Source organism: Actinomadura sp. ATCC 39365 (assembly GCF_054392275.1).
The window spans coordinates 5,872,261-5,887,599 of sequence record NZ_CP184335.1 but is presented as its reverse complement, the minus strand read 5'-3'; the positions used below and the strand labels follow the sequence as shown (position 1 = coordinate 5,887,599).

At 71.8% G+C, this 15,339-nt stretch carries 13 protein-coding genes; 6 read left to right on the top strand and 7 right to left on the bottom strand.

All coding sequences use genetic code 11. From position 1 onward, the window contains the following. Nucleotides 1–57: 57 nt before the first annotated feature. Nucleotides 58–1,848 (bottom strand): DUF5107 domain-containing protein, encoded by a 1,791-nt coding sequence (locus ACNF49_RS28700; protein WP_482939389.1) that lies wholly within the window; start codon nucleotides 1,846–1,848, stop codon nucleotides 58–60. 209 nt (nucleotides 1,849–2,057) lie between these two features. Here ACNF49_RS28700 and ACNF49_RS28695 point away from each other — a divergent pair, with 209 nt between their 5' ends. Genes ACNF49_RS28695 through ACNF49_RS28680 form a run of 4 tightly spaced genes read left to right on the top strand, consistent with a single transcriptional unit; the run spans nucleotide 2,058 to nucleotide 8,333 of the window. Next, complete coding sequence (locus ACNF49_RS28695; protein ID WP_482939388.1) at nucleotides 2,058–5,210, top strand: discoidin domain-containing protein; 3,153 nt, start codon at nucleotides 2,058–2,060, stop codon at nucleotides 5,208–5,210. Then, nucleotides 5,207–6,559: an ABC transporter substrate-binding protein gene (locus ACNF49_RS28690; RefSeq protein WP_482939387.1), complete on the top strand. Its 1,353-nt coding sequence runs from the start codon at nucleotides 5,207–5,209 to the stop codon at nucleotides 6,557–6,559. Before ACNF49_RS28695 ends, ACNF49_RS28690 begins: the two co-directional genes overlap by 4 nt. Beyond that, nucleotides 6,559–7,503, top strand: coding sequence for a carbohydrate ABC transporter permease (locus ACNF49_RS28685; protein ID WP_357984514.1), 945 nt, complete (start codon nucleotides 6,559–6,561; stop codon nucleotides 7,501–7,503). The genes ACNF49_RS28690 and ACNF49_RS28685 overlap by 1 nt, the downstream gene beginning before the upstream one ends. Then, a complete protein-coding gene (locus tag ACNF49_RS28680; protein WP_482939386.1) occupies nucleotides 7,503–8,333 on the top strand; it encodes a carbohydrate ABC transporter permease in 831 nt (276 codons plus the stop codon). The genes ACNF49_RS28685 and ACNF49_RS28680 overlap by 1 nt, the downstream gene beginning before the upstream one ends. Before the next feature lie 18 nt (nucleotides 8,334–8,351). Here ACNF49_RS28680 and ACNF49_RS28675 read toward each other — a convergent pair whose 3' ends face one another. Genes ACNF49_RS28675 through ACNF49_RS28665 form a run of 3 tightly spaced genes read right to left on the bottom strand, consistent with a single transcriptional unit; the run spans nucleotide 8,352 to nucleotide 11,700 of the window. Further along, complete coding sequence (locus ACNF49_RS28675) at nucleotides 8,352–9,197, bottom strand: alpha/beta fold hydrolase (RefSeq protein ID WP_357984521.1); 846 nt, start codon at nucleotides 9,195–9,197, stop codon at nucleotides 8,352–8,354. Continuing rightward, complete coding sequence (locus tag ACNF49_RS28670; protein WP_357984524.1) at nucleotides 9,197–10,129, bottom strand: VOC family protein; 933 nt, start codon at nucleotides 10,127–10,129, stop codon at nucleotides 9,197–9,199. Before ACNF49_RS28670 ends, ACNF49_RS28675 begins: the two co-directional genes overlap by 1 nt. 26 nt (nucleotides 10,130–10,155) lie before the next feature. Further along, nucleotides 10,156–11,700 (bottom strand): bifunctional 3-(3-hydroxy-phenyl)propionate/3-hydroxycinnamic acid hydroxylase, encoded by a 1,545-nt coding sequence (locus ACNF49_RS28665; protein ID WP_482939385.1) that lies wholly within the window; start codon nucleotides 11,698–11,700, stop codon nucleotides 10,156–10,158. Nucleotides 11,701–11,875: 175 nt separating this feature from the next. Between ACNF49_RS28665 and ACNF49_RS28660 the strand changes: the two genes are divergently transcribed. Together ACNF49_RS28660 and ACNF49_RS28655 are read left to right on the top strand one after the other, a co-directional pair. Further along, complete coding sequence (locus ACNF49_RS28660; protein WP_482939384.1) at nucleotides 11,876–12,241, top strand: TetR/AcrR family transcriptional regulator; 366 nt, start codon at nucleotides 11,876–11,878, stop codon at nucleotides 12,239–12,241. Then, entirely contained in the window at nucleotides 12,199–12,543 is a 345-nt protein-coding gene (locus ACNF49_RS28655; RefSeq protein WP_482939383.1) for a hypothetical protein, read from the top strand. The genes ACNF49_RS28660 and ACNF49_RS28655 overlap by 43 nt, the downstream gene beginning before the upstream one ends. Nucleotides 12,544–12,546: 3 nt before the next feature. On the opposite strand, the gene dmpG is transcribed toward ACNF49_RS28655, so the two are convergent. From dmpG to ACNF49_RS28640, 3 genes are read right to left on the bottom strand one after another with little or no spacing between them, the layout of a single operon-like run. Continuing rightward, nucleotides 12,547–13,572 carry a 4-hydroxy-2-oxovalerate aldolase gene (dmpG, locus tag ACNF49_RS28650; protein ID WP_482939382.1) on the bottom strand — a complete coding sequence of 342 codons (1,026 nt, stop codon included), beginning with the start codon at nucleotides 13,570–13,572 and terminating at the stop codon, nucleotides 12,547–12,549. After that, nucleotides 13,569–14,516 (bottom strand): acetaldehyde dehydrogenase (acetylating), encoded by a 948-nt coding sequence (locus tag ACNF49_RS28645; RefSeq protein ID WP_482939381.1) that lies wholly within the window; start codon nucleotides 14,514–14,516, stop codon nucleotides 13,569–13,571. Before ACNF49_RS28645 ends, dmpG begins: the two co-directional genes overlap by 4 nt. After that, on the bottom strand, nucleotides 14,513–15,337 hold the full coding sequence (locus ACNF49_RS28640) for a 2-keto-4-pentenoate hydratase (RefSeq protein WP_482939380.1): 825 nt from the start codon (nucleotides 15,335–15,337) through the stop codon (nucleotides 14,513–14,515). Before ACNF49_RS28640 ends, ACNF49_RS28645 begins: the two co-directional genes overlap by 4 nt. Nucleotides 15,338–15,339: the final 2 nt, after the last annotated feature.

Here is a 15,339-nt window from a genome sequence, read left to right as displayed (position 1 = left end):
CGCTTCGGCCTGTTCCAGCGGCAGCGCGACCGCCCGGGGCCGGGATGATCGGCGGGATCAGTCCATGCGGAAGTCGTACGCGGGCGGGAGGGGGTGATCGGGGCCGTGGTGGGCGAACCACAGGTCGTGCAGGGCGTCCTCGCCTTCGCGCAGGTCCGGGACGGTCAGGCCGGCCGCCAGGATGCGTCCGGCGCGTACGCGGTCGCCGGCGGCCACGGCGGCCTGGGCCTCCAGCAGGCGGACGCGGCCGTGCGCGCGGTCGCCGGGCAGGAGGCGGTCGACGAGGTCGAGGGCCCGCGCCGGGCGGCCGGCGGCGACCAGGGCGGCGAGCGTCTCGACGGTGAGCGGGCGCACGTCGGGCGCCAGGGCGTGCGCCTCCAGCAGGAGGACGGCCGCGGCGGCGTCGTCGCCGTCGATCCGGTGGGCCTCGGCCAGCGCCCGCAGCAGCAGGGGGTGACGCCGTCCGGCCAGGGCCTGGCGCCAGGCGTCGAGCGCTCCCGTCCGGTCGCCGGCGGCCCACAGGTTCAGGCCCAGGTGATAGCGGCCGGGCCAGTCGCGGGCCGGGCGGAGCAGCTTCAGCCAGCGGGGGCCGACGACGCACACCGCCTCCTCGCCCGGCAGCTCCCCCTTCTCCAGGAGGGTCAGCCACGGCTTCTGTTCCGGCCCGAGGGTGTCGTCGGCGAACGGGGTGGCCGTCGACTCCGGCAGGCCGCCCGCCCTGCGTTCCAGCGCGCCCCATCCTGAGCCCCGGTGGATCACCTCGGTGACGGGGTGGTCGGTCCACGGCCCGAGCTGCGCCGATTCCCGCGGGAGCGTCCTGGCGATCACGTCGACCGCCGCGCGCGCGTCGTCGTAGGGGGCGTGCGGGCGGCGCAGGGTGAGGGGGCTGTAGGTCTCGGTCCAGGTCCAGGCGGTCCCGCCGGGGAGCGGGAGGTGCTCCAGCTGGGTACGGGCCAGGCCGGCCTGGATCTCCAGGTACGGCGCCCCGCCGCCCGAGAGCCAGCTCTGCCAGTGGGTCCCGCCGGGGGAAACGCCCCAGCCGAACAGCTTGCGCCCCTTCAGCCGGGACGTCGAGGTGTGCAGCAGGCCGTAACCGTCGTCGTCGACGGCGGCGATCCAGGGGACGTCCGACGTGATGTGGAAGAAGTAGTCGGCGACCGAACGCCAGCGTCCCGGGTAGCCGGCGTCGGGTTCGCCCGGGTACGGCACGGTGGTCAGCCGCTGGGCGTAGCCGAAGTGCTCGGCCCGGTCGGCGGGGGCCAGGACGCGGGTGCGCGGCGTCTGCGGGACGGCGATGTTGGACCACCAGTAGACCGGCACGCTCTCCGGGCGCGGATTGCGGATGGTGACGGACACGACCAGCGCCGGCGAGCCGGGCGGCAGGCTCGCGTCGATCTGGACCACCAGGCCGCGCATCCGTTCGTATTCGTACAGCCGCAGGACGGGGTACGGCGCCGCCACCCACGCCGCGTGCAGCGGATCGCAGGTCAACGGCCAGTGCCCGGTGGTGCCGAGGTTCCACTCCACGCCGCCGGCGAACCACGCGTCCCGCAGTGCGAGGTTGGCCGGCTGGATCACCGGGTTGCGGTGCAGCAGCTCCCGGCCGGTGGCGAGGTCGACCAGCGACCACAGCCGCCCGCCGAGGCCGGGCAGGAACACCGCCCGCAGGTGCTCGTTCTCCAGCGTGACGGAGGGCACCTCCCGCTCGGCGGGGTCCCGGCCGTAGGAGTCGCGCTTGCCGTACGGGAGCAGCGAGGGCGGGTGCCCGAAGTCGGTGATCGCCACGGCGGGAGGCCGCAGGATGGGCAGCGGGCTGACGGGCCCGGCATCGGCGATGGTGAGCTTCATCCGGACATGGCCCCTTCGCGCAGAACGTTTTAAGGCGATCTGCGGCGAACGGTAGGGATCGCAGGGTTCCTTGTCAATGCCCTGAAATTTGCGTGCAACAGATCGAATACGAGGCATTGACGACATCTATGCGCACATCTATCGTCCAGTCAGCGGATTTTGAAACGTTTTACCGCCAGGTTTCGGGGACCTCAGTGAGGAGCCGTCCAATGGCCGTCAAACCCGTCCCGCTCGTCGCGTTATCCGTCCTCTTCGCTTCCTTGTTCGTGGCCGTGCCCGCCCGGGCGGCCGCTCTGTCGGTCTGGGTGCAGAGCGCCGCCGACCGCGCGTTCTCCTCGACCACCCGTCCGTCCGGCGCCCCGGCCTCGATCGCGCTGCGGGCGGCCCGCGGCGAGAGCGAGGCCGCCCAGATCCTGGTCAGGCCGTCCGCCTCCGCCACCGGCGTGCAGGTCACGGCCGGCGCGCTGAACGGTCCGGGCGGCGCGGTGATCCCGGCCTCCGCCGTCACCGTCAGGCGCGAGTACAACCACCCGCACGTCTCCAAGATCGGCGTCTACCAGAACCCGCCGGACGGCGGCACCGCCTACTACGACGCGCTGGTGGAGAACACCCCGCAGTCGGTGGCGGCGAACGTCACGCTGCCCTACCACTACAGCGTGCGGGTGCCCGCCGCACAGCCGCCCGGCACGTACGCGGGCACCGCCACCGTCAGGAGCGACGGCGGCGACGTCACACTCGACGTCACCGTCACGGTCTACGACATCACGATCCCGCCCGCCGACCGGTCGACGTTCAAGATGAACAACTGGTTCACCTCGGCGGGCTGGGACTACAACGGCACGATCAGGGCCATTCCCGCCCAGTACGGCGTGCAGATGTACGACGCCGGCTGGTGGCGGGTCATCCAGAACATCGCGGCCAACCACGCCAGGCACCGCAACAACGTGATCTTCGCCGATTTCCAGGCCCTGCTCATCCCCGACACGACCGTGGACGCCGCGGGCACGTACACCTTCGGCTGGACGACGTTCGACAGGTTCGTGCAGACCTTCGCCGACGCGGGGGCGATGCAGTACATCTACACCCCCCACCTGCTGGAGGGCCTGCCGGGCGACGTCGTCAAGCTGGACATGATCAAGAAGGTGGGCGGTGTCGTCCAGCGGGTCCTGGCCGACCCCGACACGGCCGAGACCAACGCCTACCTCACCCAGCTCCTCCCCGCCCTCAAGGCCCACCTGGACGCCAAGGGCTGGACGGACCTGTTCTACATGAGCGCGCTGGACGAGCCGTCCACCGCCAACCAGGTCAGGGCGGCCAAGTGGCTCTACGCCAGGTACCGCCAGTACTTCCCCCGCCCGCTGACCAACGAGGCCCATCTGGCCGTGCTGCCCGCGATGGAGGAGGACCTCACGACCGCGACGCCGTACACCGGCCTGTACGACGGGAACGTCGCCTACTACCAGCGCCGTCGCCTGAGCGGCGCGGACCTGTGGCTCTACAACTGCATCGTCCCGCAGGACAGGCGGATGAACCGCTTCATCTCCTACCGCCTGGCCTCCACCCGGCTCACCCCCTGGCTCACCTGGAAGATCGGCGGGACCGGCTACCTGCACTGGGGCTGGAACTTCTGGTGGGACTTCAGCGACCTCAACCGGCCCTCCGACACCTTCGACGACTGGCAGACCGGCGACAACTGGCTGGTCAGGCCCAACAAGGCGGCCTACGACATCTACGACAGCGTGCGCAGCGAGGCACAGCTCGACGGCCTGGAGGACGTGGAGCTGCTGAACCTGCTGGCCAGGACCAAGCCGGTCACCGCGCGGGCCATCGCCAACACCCTGGTCACCAACTCGATCTCCTACGAGCAGAGCGGCGCCGAGGTCGACAACCGGCACCGGCAGATCCTCGACGCGCTCGTCGCGCCGGGCCCCGACCTGCGCTTCCCCTACGCCGACGACTTCAGCACGGGCGAGACGAGCTGGCGGCACAGCGCGGGCGCCTGGTCGGTGACGGGTGGGGAGTACGTCCAGTCCGACGCCTCCGCCAACTGGGGCGTCACCGCCGCCCTGGAGGGCCGCGCCTACCGTGACGTGGTGGCCGGCGCGGACGTGCGGATCACGGGGGTGAACCCGAGCGGCGGCAGCACCAACTGGGCCGGCCTCATGGTCCGCAACCTCAACGCCACCGACATGGACACCGGCTACCTGGTCGCGCTGCGCGACAACGGCCAGGTGTTCGTCTACCGCAGCGGCGTCCAGCTCGGCTCCGCCGCCGTGCCGGGGTACGTCCCCGGCCAGTGGACCAGGCTGCGGGTGGCCGCCCGCGGCGGGACCCTCACCGTGTTCGCCGGGGCAAGGAAGGTCCTCACCGTCGCCGACGACGCCTACCCGGTGGGCGGGCTGGCCCTGGTGACCGGCGGCGCGAGCGCCCGCTTCGACAACGTACGGGTCAACCCGGAGACCGACCCGGCCGAGGGCCGCACCGTCACGGCGTCCAGCTCCTACGAGGGCGACGGCTGGACCACCGCCGCCGCCGTGGACGGCACCCGTACCGGCGTCGGCTGGAGCAGCTCGGCCGCGAACATGGGGACGAACCATACCGAATGGCTGCAACTCGATCTCGGCGGCGTCAGGCCGCTGAGCAGGGTGGACCTCTATCCCCGCTCCGACGGCGCGAACACCGGCCTCGGCTTCCCGGTGGACTTCACGGTCCAGGTCTCGGCCGACGGGTCGTCCTGGACGACGGTCGCCACCAGGACCGGCTTCCCCAGGCCCGGCGCGGGGGCGCAGTCGTTCCCCTTCGCGACCGCCGACGTCCGCCACGTCAGGGTGACCGGCACGAACCTCGGCACCGACCAGCTCGGCCACTACCACATGCAACTGGCCGAGATCGAGGTCGCCGGCGGCAACCTCGCGGCGGGCCGCCCGGTGACCGCGTCCAGCTCGGTCGAGTACCTCGACGAGGGGTGGCTGCGGGCCGACCTCACCGACGGCTCCCGCTCGGCGCTCTGGTACTCGATGGGCTGGAGCAGCCAGCCGGGCGTGGCCGGCCGTACCGAATGGGCGGCCGTCGACCTCGGCGGCCCGAGCAGGATCTCCCGGGTGGACCTCTACGCCAGGTCGGACGGCGAGAACACCGGCGACGGCTTCCCCGTGGACTTCACGATCCAGGTCTCGGCCGACGGCTCCACCTGGACGACGGTCGCCGCCAGGACCGGCCACCCGCGGCCGGACGCGTCGGCGCAGACCTTCCCCTTCGCGCCCGTCACGGCCCGGCACGTCAGGGTCGTGGGGACCGCCCAGCGCACCGCCCCCTACCACATGCAGCTCGCCGAGCTGGAAGTCTTCCAGGAGCACAGATGAGAAGGACGTCCATCGCGCTCCTCGCGCTGGCGTTGACCGCCTGCGGCGGCCCGGCCGCCCCCGCCGGGGAGGAGTTCTCGCTGCCCACCGCGGCCGCGTACTTCAGCACCGCCTGCCCGGAGCCCGGCACCAGGCCGGTCACGGACAAGGAGCTGACCTACTGGTCGATGTGGACCAAGGACGAGCCGCAGGGCAAGGTCCTGCGGTTCGCCGCCGACTGCTTCACCAGGAAGACCGGCGTCAAGGTCACCGTCCAGTGGCTGGGCCGCGCCTACCTGCGGCAGAACCTGCTGCCCGCGCTCAACACCGAGACCGTTCCGGACCTGTTCGACCAGGACCTCACCAACATCAGGACGGCGATCACCGCGGCCGGCGGCACCCGTCCCCTCGACGACGTGCTGGCGATGCGGACCGGCGACGGCGTGGTCCGCGACGTGCTGCCCGCCGTCTACCGGGACAGCCCGGCGATCAGGGACGCGGCGGGCAGGCCGTTCGCGGTGCCGTACATCGTCATGGGCAACGCCTGGTGGTACGACCGCAAGAAGCTCCCGGACCTCAGGCCGCCCAGGAGCATGGACGACCTGTACGCGCTGTTCGGCGGCCGGTCCGTCGCGCTCGACGGCGACATCGGCTACTACGCCGCCTGGTACTTCGACCAGCTCGCCGCCCGGTACGTCGGCCCCGGCGGGCTGGCCGAAGCCGCCCAGGACCGCACCGGGCAGCTCTGGAAGAGCGATCCGGGCTTCCTGCGGGCCGCCGAGCACACCGCCAGGATCGCCGGCCACCTGGTCGACGGCTGGGACGCCGGCAAGTTCCCGCAGATCCAGCAGCGCTGGGCCGACGGCGACGCCTCCTACCTGTTCATGGGCAGCTGGGGGCCGACCGAGACCCGCGAGTACCTGGCCAAGCAGGGCGGCGGCCGGGACATCGACTACGGCTCCTTCCAGTTCCCGATGCCGGACGGCGCCACCCACGATGTCATCGAGGTGCAGCAGGTGGCGTTCGGCGTCACCGCCAAGGCCAGGCATCCCGAGGCGGCCAAGGCGTTCATCGCCTACTTCCTCACCCGCGACCTGCTCGCCGGGCTGCCCGCGGTCGCCGACAGCCTCACCCCGCGGACCGACCTGCCGGTCCCGTCCGACCTCGCCGACCTCAAGGCCGCCCTGGAGGACCCGGCGAAGAAGCACACCCTGTTCATGGACGGGCTGGACGGCGTCGCCGGCGGCAAGTTCGCCGAGCAGGTGTTCTACCCGGCCGACGACGCCCTGCTCAAGGGCAGGCTGACGCCCGCCGCGTTCGTGGACGAGCTGGCCACGGCGACCGCCGCGTTCTGGAGGACACAGGGCTGATGGCACAGACCCTGGCCGCGGGCAGGCGCGCCCTGCCCGCCGCCGTCACCCCCCATCTGCGCCACCGGCGGCGGCTGTTCTGGCCGTTCACGCTGCCCGCCATCGCGCTCTACGTCGTCTTCCTCGTCGGCCCGGCCGTGGTGACCGTCGTGCTCGGCTTCACCCGCTGGTCGGGTGCGGGCCCGGTCACCTTCGTCGGCCTGGAGCAGTACGGCAGGCTGCTGGGCAGCGAGTCGTTCCGCGACGCCTTCGTCAACACGCTCGGTTACATCGTGGCCGGCGGGGCCGGCACGTTCGTGTTCGCGTTCCTGTTCACGATGGTGCTGCGCGGCATGCGGGCCTCGAAGACGATCCGGGCGATCCTGTTCTTCCCCAACATCGTCGCGCCGGTCGCGCTGGGCATGTTCTTCGGGTTCGTGTTCACGTACCACCCGGGGCGGCAGGGGCTGGCCAACTTCCTGCTGGAGTCGTTCGGCCTGCCCGCGGCCCGGTTCCTGCGGCCGGAGAACGTCACCTGGGTGGTGATGGGGGCGCTGGTGTGGGCGAGCGCGGGCTTCTACATCACCATCATGATGGCCGCCGTGGACCGCATCCCGCCCTACCTGTACGAGGACGCCGAACTGTGCGGGGCCTCCCCCTGGCAGCAGTTCCGCGCCGTCACCCTGCCGCTGACCTGGGACGTGGTGGGCATCGCCGGCGTGCTCTGGACGATCGGCGCGGTGAAGATCTTCGAGATGGTGTTCGTGCTCGCCGGCCCCGGCACCTACTCGCCGCCCAGCAGGACCTGGACGCTGGCCGTCTACGTCTACGACCGCTCCTTCGGCACCCGGGGCACGCCGGAGTACGGCGCCGCCTGCGCCTGCGCGGTCGTGATGATCGTCCTGGTGACGGTGCTGGTGACCGCGCTGCGCAGGGTGATGCGCAGGGAAAGGCTCGAGTTCTGATGCTCAGGACCGTCGGCAGGACGGCCGTCTGGCTGTTCACCGGGCTCAACGTGCTGCTGCTGTACTGGCTGGTCGCGGCGTCGTTCAAGACCCCGCTGGAGATCTTCCGCGACCCGTTCGGCCTGCCGCGTACCTGGTTCGCGCGGGGGAACCCGTTCCGCAACTACCTCTACGCCTGGAACCAGGCCGAGTTCGGGCACGCCTTCCTGGTCACGGTCGTGCTGGTGGCGGCGGCCTCGATGTCGATCGTGGTGGTCTCCGCGCCCGCCGCCTACGCGCTCAGCCGGTTCGGCGTGCGCGGCTCGGGGCCGCTGACCGGGTTCCTCGCGCTCGGCATGGGCGTCCCGGTGCAGACCGTGATCATCCCGCTCTTCGTCGGCCTGGCCGACCTCGGGCTGACCGACAGCCTGTTCGGCCTGTACCTGCTCTACGTGGCCCTGTCGGTGCCGTTCACGGTGTTCCTGCTGACCGGCTTCTTCCGCACCCTGCCCGAGGAGAAGGAGGAGGCGGCGGCCCTCGACGGCGCGTCGCCGCTGCGCACGTTCGTCTCGATCACGCTGCCGCTGGCCCGCGGCGGCCTGGTCACCGCGCTGATACTCAACGCCATCGGCCTGTGGAACGAGACCCTGCTGGCCATCGTGTTCATCCAGCAGAACGACGGCTTCACCCTGGCCCGCGCCCTGTTCACCTTCTACGGCGCGGCCACCTACCAGTCGGAGTACGGCGGGCTGATCGCGGGCGTCGCGATCGTCGTGCTGCCCATGCTGGCGCTCTACCTCGTGCTGGCCCGCCGCATCATCGCCGGCCTCACCCTGGGCGCGGGCAAGTAGCGGCCCGCGCCCCGGGGGTCAGTTGTTCGCGATGAAGTCGGCGACCAGCCGGTTGAACTCGTCGGCGTGCTCGATCATCGCCCAGTGCCCGCAGCGGTTGAGCAGCACCAGCCGGCTGTCCGGGATGTTGGCCAGCAGGTACAGGGAGGTCTCGAACGACACGACACGGTCGTCGCGGCCGTGGATCAGCAGGGTCGGCACCTGGATCCCCGGCAGCGACTCCGGCTTCACCCACTTGGGCAGCGGGGCGCCCTTCGGCAGGCCGTCCACGTAGTTGCGCAGGTGGTCGGGGCGGGCGAGCGCGGCGTCCGAACGGGCCTGGCACAGCTCGGGGGTGGCGAACCGCGCCTTGTCGTAGACCATGATCTCGACGAGTCGGCGCATGTTCTCCGGGCTCGCGTCCCGGTAGGCCTCGATCAGCACCTTCAGCCCCTCGGACGGCCCGTCGCCGGCGCCGAACAGCGTGGGGATCCGGCCGACCGGCGGCCCCATGGTGATCAGGTGCGAGATCCGGCCGGGGTGCTCGGTGGCCAGCCGCAGCGAGGTCTGCCCGCCCATCGAGTTGCCGACGAACGCGGCCTGCTCGATGCCGAGGGCGTCCAGGAACTGGATCGCCGCCTCCACGTGGTCGAGCCGGTCGACGGTCGCCGGGTCCGACTCGCCCCAGCCGGGCATGTCGACGGCGTAGACGTGGAAGTGCTCGGCCAGCGCCTCGATGTTGCCGGCGAAGTTGCTCCATCCCGTGGCGCCCGGCCCGCTGCCGTGCAGCAGCACGACCGGATGGCCGGAGCCCGCCTCGTAGTAGCGCAGCTTCCAGTCCTTGGTCTGAACGGTGCGCGCGATGTCCTTGGCGTCGAGTGCCATCAGTGGTCCTCCCCGTTCGGCTCGGGCGCGGCGGCCAGCAGTCCGGCGACGACGCCCGGGGGGCGGTGGCCCCAGCTGTGCAGCTTGTCGAGCGTCTTCACCTCCCACGTCGCGTCGTCGATGATCAGTCCGCCCCAGCCGTACTCGACGCTGAAGCCCGAGGGGGTGTGGACGTAGAAGCTGAACATGTGGTCGTTCGGATGCATGCCGAGCGTCATCTCGAACGGCTGCCTGGCGTCCATGCACCGGTCGTAGGCCAGGCCCACGTCGCGGATGTCGGTCACCTCGACCATGAAGTGATGGGTCTTCTTGGGCGAGGGCAGGTCGCCGAAGGCCACGGTGTGGTGGCGGCCGTTGCAGTGCAGGAAGATCAGGTCGGCGACCACGCCGGGGGCCAGCTCCTCGACGATGACGTCGCTGACCTTGAAGCCGAGCAGGTCGATGTAGAAGTGCAGGTACTCCTCCCGCGAGACGCCGTGCGCCAGCAGCACCTGGTGGCCCGCGCCCCCGGCGCCCGTCACGAACCCGCCGAGCAGCTTCGGCGACTCGAACGGCGTGGCGGCGTCGGCCAGGCCGGTGACCAGCTCGACCCGGTTGCCCATGGGATCGGCGGTGACGAAGACCCGCTCCACCTTGCGGGCGGCGGCGAGGGCGTCGTCGCCCTGGGTGACCTCGACGCCGGCCGCGCGGACCTTGTCCACCAGGGCGTCCAGGGCGGCGGCGTCCGAGACCTCGTAGCCGGTGGCCACCAGGTCGTCGGCGGGGCCGCCGGTGACGATCCAGCGGTGTGCCTTCTCGTCGGTGCGCAGGGTGAAGCCGCCGTCGGTCTTCTCGCCGAAGCGCATCCCCAGCAGCTCGACGGCGAAGTGCTCCCAGTCGGCGAGGTCGCTGACCTCGTAGACGACGTAACCGAGCTCCTTGACTCCGGACATCTCTCTTCTCCTCTCAGGTAACCGATTCAGGCGGGCACGGCCAGGCCGCTGACGTCGGCCGCGGCGACGAACTTGTCGGGACGGACCGCCACGGCGCGGGCGCCGTACCTGCGCAGCCAGGGCAGCAGGATCTCGTCGAGGTCGACCAGCTCCTCCGGCCCCTGCGTGTAGGCCGTCTTCGGCCGGACGGCGAGGTAGCGGGCGCCGAGCGCGTCCCAGCCGGCCCTCTCCTCCGCCGTCAGCAGGGTCGCCGGGTCGACGTCGTCGCCGAGCAGCACGAAGCCGTCGCCGAGCAGGTCGTCCAGGCGGGCCATCCGGCCCGTGGCGTCGCCGGTGACCGGCTGCGGGACCATCCGGCCGACGATGCTGGCATCGCCCAGCGGCCCCCTGATCCAGCCGCCTTCGAGCACGGGCGGGGCGGTGAGCGGCGGCTCGTACGGGGTGACCGTGTCCTGGGGGACGGCGTTCATCGCGGCCTGCTCCTCCTCGGACAGTTCCTGCTTGATGACCCGTCCGAGCTGGACGGCGAGCCCGGTGTAGAAGGCGGTGTTCGGACGCCGCTCGGCTTCGTAGGTGTCCAGCCAGCTCTCGGGCAGCTCGCCCTTGAGCACGCGGGCGAGCTTCCAGCCCAGGTTGTGGGCGTCGCGCATGCCGGACTGCATCCCGGCGCCGGCCCACGGCGGCATGAGGTGGGCCGCGTCCCCGGCCAGGAACACCCGGCCCTGGCGCCAGGTGTCGCACATCCGGACGTGGTGCTTGTAGAAGGCGTGCCGGTGGATCTCGACGTCCTGCTCGGTGACGCCCAGCGCCTTCAGCAGCGGCCAGACCTCGGCGCTGGTCGGGTAGTCCGCGGGGGACTCCTCCGGCTTGAGCGGGATCTCCCACCGGTGGTTGCCGGCGGACAGCGCGATGTCGACGACCGGCCGCTCCTTGTCCGACCAGAACGTCAGGAAGTCCCGGTCGGGCCACCAGCGCTTGACGCGGCAGTCGATGACCACCCAGGTGACGTCGTTGGTGTCGCCCAGCAGGCGGCAGCCCACCTCGCCGCGGATCGTGCTGGTCCCGCCGTCGGCGGCGATCGCGTACCGGGCGCGGGTCGTGCGCGCCTGGCCGGTGGCGGTGTCCGTGGAGATGACGGTGACGCCGTCGGCGTCCTGGGCGATCCCCGTGACGTCGGCGCCGTAGTGGACGGTGATGCGGTCGCCGTGCTCCTGCGCGGCCGCGCGCAGCTCGGCCTCCATCGTCGGCTGGTAGATGTTGTAGAAGCGCGCCTTGCGGCCCAGCGTCGAGGGCGGATGCTCGATCCGCATGATCTCCTGGCCACCGTAGGTGACCCAGCGCAGGGCCCGCTGGGGGTCGATCTTCTTCTCGATCCGCTCGTCGATGCCCAGGTCCTGGAAGATCCGCATCGTCCAGTCGTTGACGGTCACGGCCCGTGCCCGGGGGTAGATGTCCGTGTCCCGTTCCAGGGCGACGGCGGACACGCCGTACCTGGCGAGGGTGAGCGCGGCGATCACGCCGGTCGGGCCGTACCCGACGATCGCGACGTCCGCGTCGTAGCTGTCGGTCATGCGCTGACTCCGTTCTCGGCCGCAGGGGATCCGATGCGGCACTTTTGGACCAAACGTTCGGTCCAATTGTGGGGAGACTAACAACGACCTGCGGCGACGTGTCAAGACCTGTTCACGAACCGGTTATCCGGACCGCCGGACGGGCCGCTGTTCCGGGGTCCCTAGAATTCGGCTGGTGGAGAAGTCGGCGCGGGAGGCGCACACCGGAAACAGCCGCGGCCGCCGGTCCCGGCAGGAGATCCTCGACGCGGCCGCCCGGGTGATGTCCGTGCGCGGCTACGCCGGGACGTCGATCTCGACGCTCGTGAAGGAGACGGGCCTGCCCAAGAGCGCCTTCTACCACCACTTCGAGTCCAAGGCGGGGCTGCTGTCGGCCGTCATGGCCCAGGGGGCGCGGGGCTTCTTCGAGGCCATGCGCGAGGCCCACCGCGACCCGCCGGCGGGCGGCACCCCCGCGAACGCCTGGGCTGGTACCTGCGCCGCACCGGCGAGGTCTTCGTGCACCGCGAGGAGTTCCTCCGCCTGCTGCTGGTGCTGGTGATGAGCAACGAGGCCGCCGAGGCCCCGGAGGCGATGCGGACCGTCATCGACGTCCGCGGCGAGGGCCGCGACCTCATGCGGCACATGATCCGCTCGTCGTTCGCCGGCGCGGGCGAGGAGGCCGCGGAGGCGGTCGCGGACGCCCTCGCCCACTTCGGCATGGCCGGATTCGACGGCGCCTTCGTCTCGCTCCAGTCCGGGGACGGCAAACCGATCCAGGAGTTCATGGAGCAGCTCGCCGACGCCCTGACGGGGATCGGCGAGTCGCTCATCGCCGGCCGCCGGGGGGTGCCCGGCGGCTGACGGTCAGGCGGGCTGCTGCTCGCGCCCGGCGGCGAGCGTGAGGGCGATGTCGACGATCATGTCCTCCTGACCGCCGACCAGCCGGCGGCGGCCGCACTCCATCAGGATGCCGCGCACGTCGACGCCGTACCGCGCGGCGGCGGCCTCCGCGTGCCGCAGGAACGACGAGTAGACGCCGGCGTACCCCAGGGTGAGCGTCTCCCGGTCGACCCGCACCGGACGGTCCTGCAGCGGGCGGACGATGTCGTCCGCGGCGTCCTGGAGCTGGAACAGGTCGCACCGGTGCTCGAAGCCCGACAGGTCGGCGACCGCGACGAACGCCTCCAGGGGGCAGTTGCCCGCGCCCGCGCCGTGACCGGCCAGCGACGCGTCGACCCGGTAGACGCCGTTCTCGACCGCGACGACGGAGTTGGCGACCGACAGCGAGAGGTTCTCGTGGGCGTGGATGCCGATCTCGGTCCCGGCGTCGAGCACGTCGCGGTACGCGCGGACCCGCGCGGCCACGTCGTTCATGGTGAGCCGGCCGCCGGAGTCGGTGACGTAGACGCAGTGCGCGCCGTAGGACTCCATGAGCTTGGCCTGCCGGGCCAGCTCCTCGGGCGGGGCCATGTGGGAGAGCATCAGGAACCCGGACACGTCCATGCCGATCTCACGGGCCGCGGCGATGTGCTGGGCGGAGATGTCGGCCTCGGTGCAGTGCGTGGCGACCCGGACGGACCGCACGCCGAGCTCGTAGGCGCGCCTCAGCTCGTGGACGGTGCCGACGCCCGGCAGCAGCAGCGTGGTCAGGCGGGCGTTCTGCAGCACCGACGCCGCCGCCTCGATCCACGCCCAGTCCGTGTGCGAGCCGGGGCCGTAGTTGAGCGAGCCGCCGGCCGGGCCGTCGCCGTGCGCGACCTCGATCGCGTCGACGCCGGCCCGGTCCAGCGCCGTGACGATGCGCTTGACGTCCTCCAGGCCGATGCGGTGGCGGACGGCGTGCATGCCGTCGCGCAGGGTGACGTCCTGGACGAAGATCGGGGTGCTCATCGAAGGCCCGCCTTCCGTGCGGCGATGCGTTCCGCGACCCGCAGGCCGGCGGAGGTCATGATGTCGAGGTTGCCGGCGTAGGCCGGGAGATAGTGCGCGGCGCCCTCGACCTCGAGGAACACCGACACCTGGTGGGTGGGCCGCGTCGCGCCGGCGGCCAGGAGCGTCTCCACCGGCTGGTCGGCGGGCACCTCGGTGATCTGCACCTGCTGCTTGAGCCGGTAGCCGGGGACGTAGGCGGCGACGTCGGCGACCATCTTCTCGACCGACTGGCGGATCTCCTCATGCGTGGCCGGATCGGGCGCCGCGACGAGGCACAGGACGGTGTCCCGCATGATCAGCGGCGGGTCGGCGGGGTTGAGGATGATGATCGCCTTGCCGCGGCGCGCCCCGCCGATCTGCTCGATGGCGGCCGAGGTGGTCTCGGTGAACTCGTCGATGTTGGCCCGGGTGCCCGGCCCGGCCGACTTCGAGGCGATGGAGGCGACGATCTCGGCGTACTCGACGGGCGCCACCCGGCTGACGGCGGCGACGATCGGGATCGTGGCCTGGCCGCCGCAGGTGACCATGTTCACGTCGGGCGCGTCGAGGTGCTCGTCGAGGTTGACGGCGGGGACGACGTAGGGGCCGATCGCCGCCGGGGTCAGGTCGATCAGCCGCTTGCCGAGCGGGAGCAGCTTGGCGGCGTTCACCTCGTGCGCCTTGGCCGAGGTGGCGTCGAAGACGATCCCGATCTCGTCGAAGCCCGGCAGCGCGATCAGCCCGTCGACGCCCTCGGCCGTCGTCGGGACGCCCATCCGGGCGGCGCGGGCCAGACCGTCGGAGGCGGGGTCGATGCCGACCATGGCGCCCATCTCCAGATGACCCGCCCCGCGCAACACCTTGATCATCAGGTCGGTGCCGATGTTGCCCGAGCCGATGATCGCGACCTTCGTCCTGCTCATGCTGCTGCTCCTTCGGTGAAGCGGACCGTCACCGTGCCGAGGCCGGACAGGGTGGCGGTGACGATGTCGCCGGCGGCGACCGGCCGCATCGGGCCGAGCGCGCCGGACAGGACGACCTGGCCCGCGCGCAGCGGCTCGCCGAGGTCGCGAGCCATGCGGGCCAGCCACACGACCGCCTCGATCGGGTCGCCCAGGCAGGCCGCGCCGGTGCCGGTGGAGACCTCCGCGCCGCCGATGCTCATCGACATCACGACGTCCACCGGGTCGAACTCGCCGAGGGTGCGGCGTTCCGTCCCGAGGACGTAGGCGCCCGCGGAGGCGTTGTCGGCGACCGTGTCGCCGAAGGAGATGTCCCACCCGGCGATCCGGCTGCCGCAGATCTCCAGCGCGGCGACGGCGTACTCGATCGCGGCGCGGACCTGGGGGGCGTCGAGCGGGCCTTCGTCCAGGTCGGCGCCGAGCACGAACGCGATCTCCGCCTCGGCCCGCGGCTGGAGGATCCGGCCGACCGGGATCGCGTCGCCGTCGGCGTAGGCCATGTCCTCGAACAGCACGCCCAGGTCGGGCTGGTCGACGCCGAGCTGGCGTTGCACCGCCTCCGACGTCAGGCCGATCTTGCGCCCGGTGACCCGCGCGCCGCCGGCCAGGCGGGCGGCGGCCAGCGCGGCCTGGACGGCGTACGCGGCGGCCAGGTCGTCGCGGCCGATCAGATCCCGCACGGGGGCGCACGGCACGCCGGACGCGGCGGCGCCGGCCAGCCGCTCGACCGCGGCGGCGATGTCGGACGGGCTCGCGGCGGCGGGCCCGTTGGTTTCGTTCATCC

Coding starts and splice junctions, on each gene's coding strand:
- ACNF49_RS28690 (WP_482939387.1), top strand. CDS start 5,207: ATGAGAAGGACGTCCATCGCGCTCCTCGCGCTGGCGTTGACCGCCTGC.
- ACNF49_RS28680 (WP_482939386.1), top strand. CDS start 7,503: ATGCTCAGGACCGTCGGCAGGACGGCCGTCTGGCTGTTCACCGGGCTC.
- ACNF49_RS28685 (WP_357984514.1), top strand. CDS start 6,559: ATGGCACAGACCCTGGCCGCGGGCAGGCGCGCCCTGCCCGCCGCCGTC.
- ACNF49_RS28695 (WP_482939388.1), top strand. CDS start 2,058: ATGGCCGTCAAACCCGTCCCGCTCGTCGCGTTATCCGTCCTCTTCGCT.
- ACNF49_RS28700 (WP_482939389.1), bottom strand. CDS start 1,848: ATGAAGCTCACCATCGCCGATGCCGGGCCCGTCAGCCCGCTGCCCATC.
- ACNF49_RS28675 (WP_357984521.1), bottom strand. CDS start 9,197: ATGGCACTCGACGCCAAGGACATCGCGCGCACCGTTCAGACCAAGGAC.
- ACNF49_RS28670 (WP_357984524.1), bottom strand. CDS start 10,129: ATGTCCGGAGTCAAGGAGCTCGGTTACGTCGTCTACGAGGTCAGCGAC.
- ACNF49_RS28645 (WP_482939381.1), bottom strand. CDS start 14,516: ATGAGCAGGACGAAGGTCGCGATCATCGGCTCGGGCAACATCGGCACC.
- ACNF49_RS28665 (WP_482939385.1), bottom strand. CDS start 11,700: ATGACCGACAGCTACGACGCGGACGTCGCGATCGTCGGGTACGGCCCG.
- dmpG (WP_482939382.1), bottom strand. CDS start 13,572: ATGAGCACCCCGATCTTCGTCCAGGACGTCACCCTGCGCGACGGCATG.
- ACNF49_RS28640 (WP_482939380.1), bottom strand. CDS start 15,337: ATGAACGAAACCAACGGGCCCGCCGCCGCGAGCCCGTCCGACATCGCC.